Genomic DNA, 16,611 nt, shown 5'->3' with positions numbered 1-16,611 from the left:
AACTTAGGAAGGTGAAACTCATGGATGTAGGAGTAGTAACGGCGGTAGTAGCTGCTGTTTTTGGAGCTTTAGGTATTATTGTAGGCCTATTTATAGCGAAGTTTACAGGTAAAAAGGAAGAAAAAGTAGAATCTGAGCCAGACAAAAGGACTCTTAAGCTTGAAACTTTGGCAGATGCTGTGGAGAATATCATAAACGAGCTCAAAGCAAAGGTGGGAGTTTTAACCCGAGAGAGCATAGACGAAGTTAGGGATAGGCTCGGTGAGCTCCAGACGGAACTTGAGAACCTTAAAAATGAAATGGAGAACGTTGGAATTACTGGCAGTAGCCGTCAAGCTCTTGAAAGGTCGGTGGAAATACTAAAGGAGTTTGATATCTCCCTACCAGCAGTAGATAACTCTTTACTTACTCAGATTAAAGATAACCTCCTCATAATAAGGAACGACTTGCAGTCACTACTCTTAGCACAAAAAGAACAGCCAAAAACTTCTACATCTTCTGCTAATTTAGCTTCTGTTCTTACTTCCCTTGAATCTGCCATAAAGCTTGCAAAAGAGATAAACGCCAACATGGTGAAGAGCGAACTCATCGTTATGGCAAACTGTCTAAGGGAAAGTGATAGAAACGAGCTGCTCAAAACTATTGATAGAGAAGCTATTACCTCAAAGGAACTTGTGGTTCTACTTTCAGGGATAAAGAAAGAACTTGAGGGAGCTGGAAGATGAAAGTTCTGTTTGCCGACGATAAAAAGACGTGGCATATCTTGATGGAGAAGGTTCTCTCTCTTAGGGGTGTTGAGGTAGTTCACGCTTACTCTCCGAAAGAAATATCAAACCTTGCCGTTGCTGAGAAGCCTGACGTAATCATCCTTGATATGACGGTTCAGAACGCCAAGGCTTATGACGTTCTCCCTCAGCTTTTAAACTTAGGAGTTCCGGTTCTCGTTATTGGTTATGAGAAAGAAGGTTTTGACGCAAGCCGTTTAAAGACTCTCGGGGCAGCAAAACTTTTAAAGAAGCCTTTTACAGTTGACGAGCTTATTGCTTCTCTGAGGGAGCTGAAGGCTAAGCTACCTGAGCTCAAGAAGGAAGAGGAACTGGAGCTTGTGTTTACTGTTCCGCCGGGAGCTAAGGAGGAGAAGGAGGAGTTTAAGCCGGCTGAGCCGAAGTTGGAAGAGCTATCTCCTGTTGAGTCTGTTCCTGAGATAGAGCTCCAGATACCTTCTGAGACTGAGGAGAAGCAGGAGCTTGAGGTAATACCCATAGAGATTGAATCTGAGCCTGAGGTAGCAAAGGTAGAACCAGAGGTTCAGCTTGAAGAGGTAACCATTCAGCCCGAGAAAGCAGAGGAAGAAAATGTAATAGATTTAGGTGAAGTTGGCATTCAGCCTGAGGAGATACCTGTTCAAAAAGAAGAGGTACCTGAGGTTGAGAAGAAAGTGGTTGAAACTGCAAAGGAAAAAGTGGAAGAGAGGGTAGGAGAGGCAGCCAAGGCAGAAGTGCAGGAGTTATTATCCAATAAGGAACTTGTAGAGAACATAATAAGAGAGGTTGTTTGGGAAGTAGTTCCAGAAATTGCAGAGAAAGTAATAAGGGAGGAAATAGAGAAGCTCATAAAGAGCAGGCTTGCTTAAATGTTTAGGGTTGGTATCGGCTACGACGTCCACAGGTTAGAGGAGGGGTACAGATTAATTCTTGGTGGCGTTGAAATACCTCACGAAAAAGGACTAAAGGGACATTCAGACGCGGACGTTCTTGTTCACGCCATATGTGATGCAATTTTGGGAGCCCTCGCTTTAGGCGATATAGGGGAACACTTCCCAGACACCGACGAGCGCTTCAAAGGTATTTCAAGCCTTAAGCTCCTTAAAGAGGTTAACGAGAAGGTAAACTCCTTAGGGTACGTAGTTCACAACGTTGACGCTGTAGTCGTTGCTCAGAGGCCAAAGCTAAAACCCTACAAGGAATTAATGCGGGAGAATATTGCAAAAATTCTCAAAATAGATAAAAATTTCGTTTCCATAAAGGCCACTACTACAGAGAGGCTCGGCTTTGAGGGTAGAGAGGAAGGTATCTCCGCCTATGCCGTTGTTCTACTAAAGGAGCAGCAAGGAGGAAGTCAATGGAAATGAACATAATGGAGATAATGAAACTTATCCCCCACAGGTATCCTTTCCTTCTTGTAGATAAAATCGTAGAGTTTGTTCCAAAAGAAAGAATTGTTGGAATAAAGAATGTGACTATAAATGAACCTTTCTTTCAGGGGCACTTTCCGGGACATCCGATAATGCCCGGAGCTCTCCTCTTAGAGGCAATGGCACAGGTTGGCTGCGTCCTGATGTTTAAGTCCTTTGATTTAACTCCTGAGGAGTACGTTGTTTACTTTATGGGAATTGATAAGGCTCGCTTTAGGAAACCTGTTCGTCCCGGTGATACGGTAAAGTTTGTTTTAGAACCGAAAGTAATAAAGAAAAAGCTTTCAAAGCTTGACGGTAAAGCTTACGTAGATGAGGAACTCGTTTGCGAAGCTGAACTTATGGCAATGATAGTGAGGAAGTGATGGTAAAGGTTCACCCAACGGCAATTGTAGAGAAAGGTGCTGAGCTTGACGAAGGGGTTGTTGTAGGGCCTCACGTTTACATAGGGAGTCAGGTAAAAATTGGAAAGAACACGGTTATCAGGCAGGGTGCTGTTATAGAAGGTGACACGACGATAGGAGAGGAGTGCACCATCTTCAGTGCCACCATAGGGGTAGAGCCTCAGGACTTAAAGTACAAGGGAGAGCCTTCAAAGGTCGTTATAGGCAACAGGGTAAAGATAAGGGAGTACGTAACGATTCACAGGGGCACTGAAGGCGGTGGAATGGTTACAAAAATAGGTGATAACGTCCTCTTAATGGCCTATGTTCACGTTGCTCACGATGTCATAATAGGTAATAACGTTATAGTAGCTAATGCCGTTCAGATTGCCGGCCACGTTGAAATAGAGGACTACGCCATTGTTGGCGGCTTAACCGGCATTCACCAGTTCGTCAGGATTGGCAAGCACGCTATGGTTGGAGGAGCCTCTGCCGTTCATAGGGACGTTCCTCCATTCGTTATGGCACAAGGTAATAGGGCAAGGCTTGAGGGAATAAACATAGTGGGATTGAAAAGGAGAGGTTTTCCAAGGGAGACGATAAGAGCTCTCACCACCGCCTTTGAGATGGTCTTTAAGACGGACGAGCCTCTTCAGGTTTCCCTCAAGAAAGTAGAAGAAGAGTTTAAAGACGTTCCTGAAGTCCTTGACTTTGTTGAGTTCATCAGAAAGAGCAGGAGAGGTATCTGTCCGGCTTGAAGTTAACGGAGGAAACCTTAAAGAATAAACTGGTTTTCCTTGGAACTGCCGGTGCAAGGTACGTTGCCTTTGGTTTTCGCCGTCAGGCAGGAGGACTCTACTTTAACTTTGACGGCCATAACGTTCACGTTGACCCCGGCCCCGGGGCTTTCATCCACGCTCATAGAAAGGGTATAGAACCCCACTGGACAAATACCGTAATCCTCTCTCACCGCCACTTAGACCACTGTGCCGACGTTAACCACATCCTTGAGTCAATGACTCTCGGAGGAAAGAAAAAGAGGGGAAGGCTCATCTGCCCGAGGGACGCCCTTGAGATTGACCCTGTTGTCCTTCAGTTCACGAGGGGAAATATAGAGGAGACGATAGTCATAGAGGAAGGTTTAACTGTGGAGCTCACCGAGTCTGTTTCAGTTACCTTTCCCGTTCGCCACGTCCACGGCGTTGAAACCTACGGAATGATCTTTAACTGGAAGAGAAGTATAGGGTACGTATCCGATACAGCTTATTTTGATGGAATAGAGGAAAGCTACGCTTCTGCAAAGGATCTTTTAATCCTTAACGTAACTATGAAGGAGAAAAATCCCCTCATAAGCCACCTCTCTATCCCTGAAGCTGAAATGATAATTGCGAACGTAAAGCCAGAGCTTGCAATTCTTACCCACTTTGGAAGGACGATGATAGAGGCAAAGCCTTGGGAGTTGGCCAAAAGGATTTCTGAGAGAACGGGTATAAAAGTTCTTGCAGCCTACGACAATATGGTTCTTGACCTTGAGACCCTGCAGGTTGTGAGGCAGAGGTGAGCTTAAAGGTCGTTCTTACGGGAAAACCCGGAGTGGGTAAGACGACGGCAGTAAAGAGGGTTGTAGAAAGACTCGGTGAAAAGGCTGTTGGTTTCTGGACTGAAGAGATAAGGAAGTCGGGGAAACGGTGGGGATTTAAGGTTGTTAGGACTGACGGGGAGGAGGAGCTCTTGGCCTCAGTTGACTTTAACTCACCTTTTAGAGTCGGTAGGTACAGGGTGAACGTGGAAGGTTTTGAGGAAACGGTTGTTCCTTTCCTTGAGAGGGCTCTAACCGAAACTGAAAAGGTGTTGATTGTTGACGAAGTGGGTAAGATGGAGCTCCTTTCACAAAAATTTGTAAAGCTCGTTGAAAAGTTACTAAACAGCGAAAATCGCGCCCTTTTGACGATTCCTGTAAAGGACGTTCATCCGATAATCAGACGGATTCGTAGTTTTAAAGGTAGTGTCGTTATAAGTTTAACTGTTGAGAACAGGGACTCTGTTCCCGATAAAGTCTTAAAACTCTTGGAGGAAGGAGATGGATAAGAAGGAGAAAAATGTAGGAGTTCCAGATAGAGAAAAGCTTATGAAAAAGCTTACGGAGGAGGTAAAGTCAGACCTAAAAAGCTACTTTCAGGACAGGGACTACGGCGTAATAGCCGTAACGGAGGAAGACGCTTTAAGGGCTTTTGTTGTTAAGACTACAAACCTTTGCGATATAGCAAGACTTAGACACAAAACATCCCCAATAGCAACGGCAGTTCTCGGGAGAGCCCTAACAGGAGCTCTTCTCTTAACCTCCCTTTTAAAGCACGCAAGCGACCAAAGGTTACTTTTAAGGATTGAAGGTGACGGCCCTATTGGGCTCGTGGTAGCAGAGGCGAACGCTAAGGGGAACGTAAGGGGATTTGTTAAGAACCCTCAGGTTGAAACTTTTGTGAAGGAAGTAAACGGAAAGAAGAAGTTTGACATAGGTAGAGCTGTCGGTAGTGGCTTTTTAACTGTCGTTAAGGACTTTGGTTTTGGAACGCCTTACGAGAGCTCCGTTCCCCTCGTTTCGGGAGAGATAGCCGAGGACATCGCCTACTACCTTTTAAAGTCTGAGCAGATACCCTCTGCCGTTTCAATTGGCGTTTTAGTCGGTGAGACCGGAAAAGTTGAGGCTGCCGGAGGTTTCTTAGTTCAGCCCCTTCCGGGAGCGTCCGATAAGGCCATAGAAAAGCTTGAAGAGAACGTAAAGAAGCTCCCCCCGGTCAGCGCCCTTATAAAGGAGGGAAAGAGGCCAGAAGAAATCGTTGAGCTCCTCTTTGAAGGTTTCACTCCCCACATCTTGGCCTTAAAGGAGCTCTCCTTTAAGTGTAAGTGTTCTAAGGAAGTTGCAAAGGGTGGGGTTATCGCCCTTCCCGAAAAGGATTTAAAGGAGCTCATAGAGGAAGGTGGCGTAACTATAAGGTGCAACTTCTGTAATGAAGAGTACTTCTTCAGCAGAGAGGAGCTTGAGGAGATACTGAAGGAGAAGAAATCGGGAGATAATTAACGTAAAAGCCTAAAAATTCTTAGGAGCTCTTCCGGGGGTATTTCTTCTGCTCTCTTGTCTTTAAACTCTTTTAGTTCCTCCGGGAGCTCCTTTAGCCCGAGGTTCTTCTTAAGCTTTTTCCTCCTCTGGGAGAAAGCTCTCTTTAAAAAGCTCTCAAACTCCTTTATCTCTTTCTCTTCTATTTCAAACTCTTTTGGTGTTACCTCTATGACTGTTGACATAACCTTCGGAGGGGGGATGAAGGCCTTGGGGGGAACGTTAAAGAGCTTCTTTATGTCAAAAAAGAGCGAAAGGAGTGCGGGAAAGTAGCCGTACTCTTTTCCTTTTTTTGCCGTTAGCCTGTCTGCAACTTCTTTTTGAACCATAAAGATACCCTTTTTAAGGGTTTTCCTGTGGGTAAGTAGATTCCTGAGTATGGCCGTTGAGACGTTGTAGGGGAGGTTTCCAAAGTAGACGAACTTCCCTCCTAAGGAAGAAAAGTCAAAATCTGTAGCGTCTGCGTTAATGATTTTTACCTTATCTCCGAACTTTTCTGTTAAAAAGCTTACCCACTCTGGGTCTATCTCAACGGCTATAAACTCCTTGAGGTTTCTGCTGACTATCTCCTCAGTTAGAGCTCCCCCTCCCGGCCCTATCTCAAGGACTCTATCCTCAGGGCTGAGCTTTCCGGCGTCAACGATTCTCTTTACTACGTTCTTGTCCCTTAAAAAGTGCTGTCCTAAGGACTTCTTTAACCTACTCAACGACCTCTACCTTTACCTTAATGGATTTAAACTTGGCCGTCTTTACAAACTCGTCAGCTTCGTCTCCAAAGAGGAAATTAACCTTACTCTTTGCCCTGTGGAATGAGACAAAGAGAGTTCCCTTCTTAATGTGCCTGTTAAACTCCACCGGCAGAGGGGCGGACTCCCCGTAGGGAGAGATAAGCTTTACTCTCTTGGCGTTTTTGAGCCTTTCCCTGTCCTCTTCGCTTGCGTAAACAACGTCCTCTTTAAAGAGCTTAAACTTGTTTAATGTCCTGCACCTTCCGGTCTGGTTTGCGTTGTTGTAGTGAAGGAGTATTCTGCCGGTCGTTAGGTAAAAGTCTGAGAACTCTCCTTTTTCAAGGAGCTCCTTAACCATTCCTTGGGGCTTATAGGGGTTAAACCTAAGGTGTCCTTTCCCGTCTTCTGTTGAGAACTTTTCCCTGTGGAGGATTTTCGTTCCTTTCCCGTCTATTACAGGCCACTGGGGAGCGTTTAAAAAGTTTTCCCTAAGGGTCTTGTAGTCTGCCCCTCCAAACTTCTTAGGGACTTCCTCCCTCAGGCTGTTCCAGACGTCCTCAGAGGTTCTGAACCCAAAGTCTTTCCCAAGCCTTTTTGAGACTTCGGCTATAACTTCCCAGTCGTCTGGAAGTTCTGAGGTGTATAGGGGCTCAGAAAGGTGGAGTCTCCTTTCTGCGTTTATGTATACGCCTGTCTTCTCGTAACAGCTTTTAACCCCAAAGACCACGTGGGCAAATTCTGTTACCTCACAAGGGAAGAGCTCATTGACGACTAAGAAGTCCAGTTTTTGGAGAGCTCCGTGAATCTTACTCTGGTTTGCGTGGACGTGGGCAATGTCCTCGCCCATTACCCAGAGAGCTCTAACCTTTCCCTCTAAGATGGCGTCTATGACCTCTGGGGTTGTTAGTCCGATTTCTTTTGGCTTCCTGTATCCGGGAAGGTAGTAGGGGAGCATTCCAACATCACAAGCTCCCTGAACGTTATTCTGTCCCCTTAGGGGCATTAGACCTGTGCCGGGCTTTCCTACGTTACCGGTTAAAAGGGCAAGGTTTGCAATTGCCATAACGGCCTTGCTACCGTCTGTGTGCTCTGTTACTCCAAGTCCCCACAGGAAAACGGTTTTCTTCCTTGCTATATCCCTTGCAAGTTCTGGAATGGCCTTAAAGAGGTGTTCGTAGCCGGGAAGTTTCTTAAAAGTTTCCGGTTTAGAAAGGTTGTCATTTAAGAGCTCTTTTCTAAACTCCTCAAACCCTACGGTCCTTTTTTCTATGAACTCTTTATCGTAGAGTTCCCTTTCAACGATTACCCTTGCGATTGCGTTTAGGACGAGTAGGTTAGAGTCAAAGGGAATCAGGAGCTTATGCTTTGCAAACCTAAAGAGGCCAATTTCCCTTACGTCTATTACGGTAAGCTCTGCACCTTTCCTGACTTGCTCAATTATCCTGTGGCTAACAATTGGATGGGCTTCTGTTGTATTAGAGCCAATTACGACGATGAGCTCTGCGTTGTATATCTCATCAAAGGGAGCAGTTGCAGCTCCTTCCCCGACCGTTTCCTTTAACCCTCTAAGGCTTGGGGCGTGGCATATCCTTGCACAGTTATCAACGTTGGGGGACTCCATTACTTCCCTTGTAAACTTCTGGAAAAGGTAGGCGCTTTCACAGTTTGTCCTTGCTCCACCGATGGCAGCAAAGGAGTGCCTTCCGTACTTTTCCTTTATCTCTTTAAGCTTTTTAGCCGTAAGGTCGTAGGCCAAGGAGTAGGGAACTCTTACAAAGTTTTCGTCATGCTCCTCAAAGTTTTCTGGAGAAAGACCAAAGGATTGGAGGAAAGATTTTCTGACGAGAGTTCCCCTTATTCTGCTCTCGTGGTTGATGTACTCGTGGCCAAAATTACCCTTTATGCAGAGCTTTCCCTTACTTACCACGCCCTCTTTGAGAGGTATAACTTTTTCCTCTACAGGGTCAAACCCTATTTCACATCCAACTCCGCAGTACGTGCAGACGGTTCTCTTCAAAACTGTTCCTCCACAGAAGAGTGAACTAATTTTAACCTAACCTTTTAGCGATGATTATTCCTTTAAGAAGAAGTTATCATTCAATACTTGACACTTTCTTATAAACGCATAAATTAATAAAAACCATCCTTCAACCTTCCAATTCCCATGGTACCCTCCGTGGCCGGCTTTTTGCCGGCCTAAACCTTACTCGCACGCTTCTAATTCAAAGAGCTTCTCCGGTAATTCCTCATTTATAGTTACCTCTCTAAAAATGTAGGTGGCTTCCGTTCCGTCAAACTGGTAGGTTTTTATGGCTCTGAGGTTACAGCTACCGTCAATGAATAGGGTAACTCTCTCAAAGGTAGAATCCTTGTAAGTTGGGGAGAGCCCCACCACCCAGCTGTCGCCGTCCTTACTCTCCTTTAAGACTTTAAAGAGTTTCCGAAGGTTTTCCGGATTTTCAATAATCTGGAACAGCGGGAATACGGTGCTGGGGGCTGAGAGCTCTGTAACCTGACACTCCTTTTCTGAGGGGAAGATAACTTCAAGGAGCTCCCCGTTGGAAATAATTCGGATATCACTACCCTTTTTGTACTCCCACCTAAAGTGTAAAGGCCTCTTGTAGTAAATCACGCCACTATAAAGGTCTACCTCGTCACCTGCCACGGGGAGCTTTGTCCTCTGGCTAAAAAGTATCTTCATAGACTTTACACTTTTTAGCTTCTCTAAGAAGCACTTAAGGTCTGCACTGGCAGGTTGAGCGGTTAGGATGATGAAGAGAACAGTTAAAAGTCTTCTCATAGTTTACTCCCGTGAAATTTGCGGGAAGATTCTAACATGGTTTTTGTGTGATAAAATTTGCCCAACCAAGTAAGGTGGAGTAGTAAAAGATGAGGTTAACTCTAAAAAATATAGGACTTATAAAATCGGCAGATATTAACTTGCGTGGTATAACTCTCATTGCCGGTGAAAATGATTCAGGAAAAAGCACAGTAGGAAAAATGCTTTTTTCTATAGTTAAGGCGGATAATATAGCAGAACATAAGCTTGAAAGTTACATGGAGGGTAAAAGAAAAGGTTTATTGGAGAAGATAAAAACAAAGTTAGTCCAAACTGTACCTTCCTTGGTTAAGGAGATTCCAGAAGATGTAAAATCTAAAAAACACGTGGAAAAGTTGTATAACCTTCTTTTCGGTAAGGGATTAGGTAAGGAATTAGGAAAAGAAGTGAAGGAACTGGAACTTTGGGTTAATGAGGAAAAAGCTTTTTTTGAAAGGAGAAGGCGGGAATTTTACAGTCAGGTACTTTATAACTTTGGAGCTCTGGACGCTTTAATTTCTGAGAATGAAAAAGGAGAGGTATACCTTTTAGCTGAAGATGGGACAGAGCTCTATAAGGTTCTACTGACTTCAGAATCCGTTTCCTTTTACGACAGTGTCCCTGAAGTAAATGGTAAAAAAGTTAGGCCTTTTAAAGATGCAACTTTGATATGTACACCCGTTGTTATGGACTTGGTTGAGTTCTTCTATAGATTGGTGATTAAAAAAAAGGATAGGTTGAAGTATCCATATCCTTTTATAATGAGGGATTTAGTTAGAAAGCTGTTAAGAGAAAAGAAAGCGGAAGATGGTTTAGAGATTGCCAAGGAGATAAAGAGTATTATAAGAGGAAACCTTAAGTTAGAGAAGGATGAGATTTTGTTTGAAAAAGAAGGAAGAATTTTTAGAATGCTTGGCACAGCAACGGGAATAAAATCTTTCGGAATTCTCTTGTTGCTTTTAGAAAATGGAACAGTTTCCTATAACTCCATTCTTATAATTGACGAGCCGGAAGTTCACCTTCATCCTAAGTGGCAACTTGAATACGTGAGGATTTTAGTGGAGATACACAAAACCTTAGGGACTAGGATACTGCTAACAACCCACAGTCCTTACATAGTCCAAGCTCTGCGTTACTATACTGAACAAATTTCTGAGAAGGTTGACTTTTATTTAGCGGAGGATGGCCAATTAAAATGTGCTAATGATAATGTAGGAATGATTTTTGACCTGTTGGGAGAGCCTTTATGGAGGGTGATTTAGCGGTATTCAGGAAAAAGTTAAAGGAACTTGATGAAAGAAAGGAATTCCCTTGTAGAGAAAAAGAGTATGAAACTTTGTTGGATATGGACGTTTTCCACTACGAGGCTTGGTCAAAACATCAAGATTCTGTTATTGGTAGAGCTTCTACTCCTAAAATAGATGTTGTAGTAGAGTTTCCACAGGAAGAACCTATCGTTATTTTGGCTTTAGAGTATAAACGTTTTGTTCCAACCAAAAAAGATGGGAAACCTTACCGAGACTTGTTTAAGAACGGAGAAATTAATGAAGAGAGATTGGAGAAAATTGCAGAAGATTATTGTAAAAAGGTAGTGAAGAAGTTTGTAGAATTTTGCAAGGAATATAAAACACTCTGGAAAGAAGCAAAGGAAGTTATTTGCTTTGTTCTGCTATACCCGCCTAAGGAGAAGTATGAAGAATTTGCGAAAAAGTTATTTATGACCTTAGAACCTTTTCCAGTACTTTTATTAAGCAAGGAAAGGGGAAAACACGAGTTCCGTTTGAGAGCGAAGATAGTGTTAGCCTATGAGAAGCTTCTTGATATTACATCTTCAAAAATAAAGGTTTCTATTAAAGAAGCGGAGTGTTGTAAAAATAGGAGTTTTGTTGGAGGATGTGAGAGGTTAAAACGCATAATTTCAACGATTGAAGCCTAACAATGAGTTATGAGGAACGTTAAGCTCACCATAGAGTACTTGGGGACGAACTACTACGGCTGGCAAATCTTGCCGGGAAAGCCGACAGTTGCAGGTAAGATAACGGAAGTCGTTGAGAAAATCCTCAACCATCCGGTTAAGCTTACAGGGGCGAGCAGGACGGATGCAGGCGTTCACGCCCTCGGACAGGTGGCAAACTTTAAGACAGAAAAGGACATTCCCCTTTACAAAATACAGCTTGCCCTGAACGGTTTACTTCCCCCAGATATAAAAATTGTTAACGTTGAAGAAGTTCCTTTAGACTTTGACGCAAGGAGGAGTGCTCAAGGAAAGCGCTACCGTTACAGGGTATTTAACAGGAAAGTGCCGAGCCCCTTTGAGTATAAAAGGGCGTGGTTTCTCCCCTACGAGCTTGACTTTGACGCTATGGAGGAGGCGAAAAAGTACCTCATAGGAACTTACGACTTTACATCCTTCTCAAAGGCAGACAAGAGGAAGCAGGTTAACCCTGTAAGGACGGTTAACGCTATAGAAATCCTAAAGAAGGGAGACGTTGTTGAGTTTGTTTTCTTTGGCAAATCTTTCCTTCGCCACATGGTAAGGGTTATGACTGCTGTCTTGGTTGAAGTTGGGAAGGGAAGGTTAAGGCCTGAGGACGTAGAGTTTATCAGGGAAAAGAGGGATCGCACTTTTGCACCCTTCTTAGCTCCGCCGGACGGCCTTTACCTTGAAAAAGTCTACTACGGGGACTATCCTTACTGAGAACAATTTTCAATTACGGAGAGCGGGAGACGGAAATGGCTGAGTTCGTTACGCTGATAGTTCTTGACGGTTTCGGTTACAGCCCTAAGAGGGAAGGAAACGCAATTGCCTTGGCCAATACTCCTTTCTGGGACTACATCTGGAGTACCTATCCGAGAGCTCTCCTCAAAGCCTCCGGGGAGGCCGTTGGACTTCCAGAAGGCCAGATGGGTAACTCAGAAGTCGGCCATATGAACATCGGTTCTGGAAGGATAGTCTGGCAGGATATTGTGAGGATAAGTAAATCCATAAAGAACGGTGAGTTCTTTGATAACCCGGTTATCAGGAAGGCTTTTGATGTAGCCAAAGAGAAAGGTAAGAAGCTCCACCTTGTAGGACTCCTCTCAGACGGTGGAGTTCACAGCCACATAGAGCACCTCTTTGCACTCCTTGAGATGGCAAAAAAGGTAGGCCTGAATAGGGTTTGCGTTCACGCCATCCTTGACGGAAGGGATACACCACCAAAGAGCGCCGAGAAGTATTTAAGAGCTCTCATTGAAAAGATGAGGGAGCTCGGAGTTGGAAAAATAGCGACCCTTGGTGGCCGTTACTACTACATGGACAGGGATAAGCGCTGGGACAGGACGGAAAAAGCTTACAGGACTATGGTCTTGGGCGAAGGCGAAAAGTGTAACGATCCGCTGAGAGCTCTCCAAGAAGCTTACGAGAAGGGAGAAACCGACGAGTTCGTCAAGCCTTACGTTATTTCTCCTGACTGCTTGGTTGAAGATGGAGACGTCCTCTTCTTCTTTAACTTCCGTGCTGACAGGATGAGGCAGATTGTCTCTGCCTTTGGTCTTGACGACTTTAACGGCTTTGAAAGGGATAGAGTTAAACCGACATACCTTGCAACCATGACTCTTTATGATGAGACTTTCCCCTTTGACGTGGCCTTTCCACCACAGGACCTTAAGAACGTTCTCGGTGAAGTAATCTCCAAGCTTGGCTATAAACAGCTAAGGATTGCAGAGACGGAGAAGTACGCTCACGTAACCTACTTCTTTAACGGTGGAAGGGAAGAACCTTTCCCCGGAGAGGATAGGATTCTCGTTCCTTCTCCAAAGGTTGCCACTTACGACTTAAAGCCTGAAATGAGCGCTTACGAGGTAACGGACAAAGTCGTTGAGAGGATAAACAGCGGGGAGTACAAGCTCATAGTTCTAAACTACGCAAACCCAGATATGGTTGGCCATACTGGAAACTTACAGGCGGCGATAAAGGCCATAGAGGCCGTTGATAAGTGTTTGAAGAGGGTTGTTAAGGCGACCTTGGAGAAAGGTGGTATCTGCATAGTTACGGCAGACCACGGAAACTCTGAGCAGATGATAGACCCTGAAACGGGTAACCCTTGGACAGCCCACACGACAAACTACGTTCCCTTCGTTGTTATAAAGGGAATGTGTGGAGCTTACGGGGTAAAGAGGAGAACTAAGAACGACGTGGAGCTCCCAGAAGAGTTTGACGGCATTCCCGTTGTTGGAATCCTCGGAGATATAGCTCCTACAATCCTCCACATCCTTGGAGAGGAGATACCCCCTGAGATGACAGGTGACGTGATTGTCTACGGGGACTTTTAATGGAGCTCGTCTTCTTAGAGGAGGTTGACTCTACAAACGAGTACCTTAAGAGGATACCTTTCAGAAGCAACCTCTTTGTAGTCGCAAGGAGACAGACTGGAGGTAAGGGGAGGAGGGGGAAGAGCTGGCTTTCCCTTCCCGACAAAGGACTCTACCTTTCTGGGCTCTTTGAGCCTCTCCACCCAAAGAAGAGCTCCCTTGCAGGTCTTGCCTTTGGAGTAGCTGTTCTGAGAGCTCTCCAAGAGTTTAAGGATGACTTCTACCTAAAGTGGCCAAACGATGTTTACGTTAACGGTAAAAAAGTTGCCGGCATTTTGCCGGAGAACCTTTCCGATAGGCTTATCGTAGGCGTTGGCGTTAACGTTTCCTATACTCTGCAAGAGCTCCAAGGACTTTCCCACCCTGCTACTTCCCTCCTTGTAGAAGGAATTCGTTGCGATATAGGGGAGCTTGCTCTCAAGGTATCCCAGAACCTTATCCTCTACTATGAAAAATTAAGGGAGGGAACTTTTGACGTTAAAGAGTTTGAGTCTTTCTGCCCGATGATTGGGAAGGAAGTAACTGTTCTTGAAAACGGATTTTGCTATACTGGGAAAGCTCTCGGTATTGACAGGGAAGGTTATCTTTTGCTTGAGAAGGATGGAGAGCTTAAGAGGCTCTTTTCGGCAGAAGTAAGCGTGAGGTTTAACGATGAAGGAAATAGAGTTTCCAACTTACAGGGAGCTCCTTAAGGACCCCCAAATTCTCTACTATATAAGCAGAGCAGACTACTTCCTTAAACACATGGGATACACCGACCACGGCATTAAGCACGTTGCTTGGGTGGCTAAAAAAGCCCGTTTCCTGATACTTGAGACGATAGGGGACAAGAGGAAGGCAGAGCTTGCAGGTATAGCCGGCCTTCTCCACGATATCGGCCACGTTGTATCCCGTCACGGCCATGCCCAGAGTGGAGCTCTCATCGCCTACGACCTCCTTAAAGGAAAAGGTTTCCTTGACGACGACTTGACAGAGATAACCTTTGCCATAGGGAACCACGAGGAAAAAACCGGATTCCCGGCAACGGAAGTTGCAGCTGCAGTCGTTATAGCCGATAAGGCCCACGTTCACAGGAACAGGGTTAGAAGCAGGAAAACCATCAGGGAGGACATCCACGATAGGGTAAACTACGCTGTCCTCTACAGCGGTTTAGAGGTTGAGAAAGAAAATCGTATAATACGCCTTGTTCTAAGGATAGATACTGAAATTTCAGACCTTCTTGACTACTTTAGTATCTTTCAGCCCCGTATGGAAATGTGCAGGAAGGCGACTGAAAGGCTTGGTTTCAGGTTCAGGCTAAGGATTAACGGCACAGACCTCTAAGGGAGAGGATGTAATGAAAAGCCTAAAGCTCCGTATAGCGGTTGTCCTGATTGCTCTCATATCTTCCATTTACGTTGTCCTTACAAAGCCGGTTACTCTCGGTCTTGACCTTCAGGGGGGAACGCACCTTGTCCTTCAGGTAGATATTGAAAAAGCTCTTCAGGACGAGGTTTCAGCAGCCCTTGCAGAGATAAAGAACAAACTTGAGGAGGAGAACATTCCCCTTTTAAGCGCCAAAAGGGATGGAAAGAATATAGAGCTCCTCCTCCTTGACTCGGAGAACGTCCCTCAGGCTGTAGAGATGATAAAGGACGATTACGGTGAGATGTTTGAGATTTCCACTTCCGAAAACAGAATACTCCTTAAGATAAAGCCTTCCTACGTAACGAAGGAGGTTGACAGGCTCGCAGAGCAAGCCCTTGAGACGATAAGGAACAGGGTTGACGAGCTTGGAGTCGCCGAGCCGGTAATTGTAAGGAACGGGAAGGACAGAATCATAGTTGAACTCCCCGGAATAAAGGACCCCGAGAGAGCTAAAAAGGTAATAGGAAAAGTTGCAAAGCTTGAGTTTAAAGAAGTTGTTGACGTTGCAAGGACGCCCGACGAGCTAATTACGAAACTAAAAGGGACTATTCCTTCTATGGCAACCGTGGCGGTGAAGCCCTCACCCTTTGGGCCAAAGTTTTTCCTTATAAAGGGCGATAAAGAAGAAAAGATAGAAGTGAAAAATTTAGAGGAGCTTGTCAGAAAGTTTGGCGGAGAAGTTCCTGAAGACCAGCAGCTTCTCATTCAGGAGATTAAAAACAAAGAAGGAAAGGTGGTTGGATATACCTTCTTCATAGTTAAGAAAGAGCCGATACTCACGGGAGCTTACCTCAAAGACGCCTACCCGAGCACCGATGAGTACGGCATGCCTGCCGTTAGCTTTGAGCTTAACTCTGAAGGGGCAAGGATATTTAAAGCCTACACGTCAAAGCACGTGGGGACACGCCTTGCCATAGTCCTTGACGGTAAAGTTCAGTCTGCTCCTACGATTCGCTCTGCTATAGGAGCGAGGGGACAGATTACGGGACAGTTCTCCTATCAGGAGGCGAGGGATCTCTCAATTGTCCTTAGAGCTGGAGCTCTGCCTGCTCCGGTTAAAATCATAGAGGAAACAACAGTAGGTCCTTCCCTTGGAAAGGAGTCCATAGAGAAGGGAGTAAAGGCCGGAATAGCAGGTCTTATCCTCGTTATGCTCTTCATGATTGTCTACTACAAGCTTTCCGGCGTTATCGCAGACTTAGCTCTCCTTATGAACGTCTGTATCTTGTGGGCCTCCCTAGCTTTGCTTGGTGCTACGTTAACCCTTCCGGGTATTGCCGGTTTTATCCTCACGATTGGTATGGCCGTTGACGCCAACGTTATAATCTTTGAGAGGATAAGGGAAGAGCTTAGGAAAGGAAGGAACCTCTTTTCTGCGGTTGAGGCAGGTTTTTCCAGAGCTTGGGGAACGATTATTGACGCAAACGTCACAACTCTCATAGCGGCTGCCGTTCTCTTCCAGTTTGGAACAGGTCCTATTAAAGGTTTTGCCGTTACCCTTTCACTCGGTATTCTCTCAAGTATGTTTACTGCCGTCTTTGTTACGAAAGTTCTCCTTGATGTGATAGTGAAGTACAAGAGAAACATCTTCAGCATCTAAGCTTTAAGGAGCT

Annotated in this window: 18 protein-coding genes; 15 read left to right on the top strand and 3 right to left on the bottom strand. The window is 45.0% G+C overall.

What is annotated here, in order from left to right; all coding sequences use genetic code 11:
• Positions 1-20: 20 nt before the first annotated feature.
• From CLV27_RS01190 to hslO, 8 genes are read left to right on the top strand one after another with little or no spacing between them, the layout of a single operon-like run.
• Positions 21-725 (top strand): hypothetical protein, encoded by a 705-nt coding sequence (locus CLV27_RS01190; RefSeq protein WP_132524987.1) that lies wholly within the window; start codon positions 21-23, stop codon positions 723-725.
• Complete coding sequence (locus CLV27_RS01185; protein WP_132524985.1) at positions 722-1,633, top strand: response regulator; 912 nt, start codon at positions 722-724, stop codon at positions 1,631-1,633. The genes CLV27_RS01190 and CLV27_RS01185 overlap by 4 nt, the downstream gene beginning before the upstream one ends.
• A complete protein-coding gene (gene ispF / locus CLV27_RS01180; protein ID WP_132524983.1) occupies positions 1,634-2,131 on the top strand; it encodes a 2-C-methyl-D-erythritol 2,4-cyclodiphosphate synthase in 498 nt (165 codons plus the stop codon).
• Positions 2,122-2,559 (top strand): 3-hydroxyacyl-ACP dehydratase FabZ, encoded by a 438-nt coding sequence (fabZ, locus tag CLV27_RS01175; protein WP_132524981.1) that lies wholly within the window; start codon positions 2,122-2,124, stop codon positions 2,557-2,559. The genes ispF and fabZ overlap by 10 nt, the downstream gene beginning before the upstream one ends.
• Positions 2,559-3,335, top strand: coding sequence for an acyl-ACP--UDP-N-acetylglucosamine O-acyltransferase (lpxA, locus tag CLV27_RS01170; protein ID WP_132524979.1), 777 nt, complete (start codon positions 2,559-2,561; stop codon positions 3,333-3,335). The genes fabZ and lpxA overlap by 1 nt, the downstream gene beginning before the upstream one ends.
• A complete protein-coding gene (locus tag CLV27_RS01165) occupies positions 3,332-4,138 on the top strand; it encodes an MBL fold metallo-hydrolase (protein ID WP_243644829.1) in 807 nt (268 codons plus the stop codon). Before lpxA ends, CLV27_RS01165 begins: the two co-directional genes overlap by 4 nt.
• A complete protein-coding gene (locus CLV27_RS01160) occupies positions 4,135-4,665 on the top strand; it encodes an NTPase (protein ID WP_132524975.1) in 531 nt (176 codons plus the stop codon). Before CLV27_RS01165 ends, CLV27_RS01160 begins: the two co-directional genes overlap by 4 nt.
• On the top strand, positions 4,658-5,656 hold the full coding sequence (gene hslO / locus CLV27_RS01155) for an Hsp33 family molecular chaperone HslO (RefSeq protein WP_132524973.1): 999 nt from the start codon (positions 4,658-4,660) through the stop codon (positions 5,654-5,656). The genes CLV27_RS01160 and hslO overlap by 8 nt, the downstream gene beginning before the upstream one ends.
• Here hslO and rsmA read toward each other — a convergent pair.
• From rsmA to CLV27_RS01140, 3 genes are all read right to left on the bottom strand, one after another.
• Positions 5,653-6,399, bottom strand: coding sequence for a 16S rRNA (adenine(1518)-N(6)/adenine(1519)-N(6))-dimethyltransferase RsmA (gene rsmA, locus CLV27_RS01150; RefSeq protein WP_132524971.1), 747 nt, complete (start codon positions 6,397-6,399; stop codon positions 5,653-5,655). The two genes, hslO and rsmA, sit on opposite strands and share 4 nt — an antisense overlap.
• Positions 6,392-8,437, bottom strand: coding sequence for a molybdopterin oxidoreductase family protein (locus CLV27_RS01145; protein ID WP_132524968.1), 2,046 nt, complete (start codon positions 8,435-8,437; stop codon positions 6,392-6,394). Before CLV27_RS01145 ends, rsmA begins: the two co-directional genes overlap by 8 nt.
• Before the next feature lie 186 nt (positions 8,438-8,623).
• The gene (locus CLV27_RS01140) at positions 8,624-9,220 is read right to left on the bottom strand and encodes a LolA family protein (RefSeq protein WP_132524966.1); all 597 of its coding nucleotides are present in this window, start codon (positions 9,218-9,220) and stop codon (positions 8,624-8,626) included.
• Positions 9,221-9,309: 89 nt separating this feature from the next.
• Between CLV27_RS01140 and CLV27_RS01135 the strand changes: the two genes are divergently transcribed.
• From CLV27_RS01135 to secD, 7 genes are read left to right on the top strand one after another with little or no spacing between them, the layout of a single operon-like run.
• The gene (locus CLV27_RS01135) at positions 9,310-10,500 is read left to right on the top strand and encodes an AAA family ATPase (protein WP_132524964.1); all 1,191 of its coding nucleotides are present in this window, start codon (positions 9,310-9,312) and stop codon (positions 10,498-10,500) included.
• Positions 10,485-11,174: a hypothetical protein gene (locus CLV27_RS01130; RefSeq protein WP_132524962.1), complete on the top strand. Its 690-nt coding sequence runs from the start codon at positions 10,485-10,487 to the stop codon at positions 11,172-11,174. The genes CLV27_RS01135 and CLV27_RS01130 overlap by 16 nt, the downstream gene beginning before the upstream one ends.
• A 9-nt stretch (positions 11,175-11,183) precedes the next feature.
• Positions 11,184-11,936 (top strand): tRNA pseudouridine(38-40) synthase TruA, encoded by a 753-nt coding sequence (truA, locus tag CLV27_RS01125; protein WP_132524960.1) that lies wholly within the window; start codon positions 11,184-11,186, stop codon positions 11,934-11,936.
• 35 nt (positions 11,937-11,971) lie between these two features.
• Complete coding sequence (gpmI, locus tag CLV27_RS01120) at positions 11,972-13,552, top strand: 2,3-bisphosphoglycerate-independent phosphoglycerate mutase (RefSeq protein ID WP_132524958.1); 1,581 nt, start codon at positions 11,972-11,974, stop codon at positions 13,550-13,552.
• Positions 13,552-14,283 carry a biotin--[acetyl-CoA-carboxylase] ligase gene (locus CLV27_RS01115; RefSeq protein ID WP_132524956.1) on the top strand — a complete coding sequence of 244 codons (732 nt, stop codon included), beginning with the start codon at positions 13,552-13,554 and terminating at the stop codon, positions 14,281-14,283. Before gpmI ends, CLV27_RS01115 begins: the two co-directional genes overlap by 1 nt.
• Entirely contained in the window at positions 14,243-14,914 is a 672-nt protein-coding gene (locus CLV27_RS01110; RefSeq protein WP_132524954.1) for an HD domain-containing protein, read from the top strand. The genes CLV27_RS01115 and CLV27_RS01110 overlap by 41 nt, the downstream gene beginning before the upstream one ends.
• 13 nt (positions 14,915-14,927) lie before the next feature.
• Complete coding sequence (secD, locus tag CLV27_RS01105; protein WP_132524952.1) at positions 14,928-16,598, top strand: protein translocase subunit SecD; 1,671 nt, start codon at positions 14,928-14,930, stop codon at positions 16,596-16,598.
• Positions 16,599-16,611: the final 13 nt, after the last annotated feature.

It is taken from the genome of Phorcysia thermohydrogeniphila (assembly GCF_004339575.1).
Classification (GTDB): Bacteria; Aquificota; Aquificia; order Desulfurobacteriales; family Desulfurobacteriaceae; genus Phorcysia; species Phorcysia thermohydrogeniphila.
Note: the sequence above shows the minus strand (reverse complement) of the source record. Positions and strands in the feature narration are given on the sequence as shown.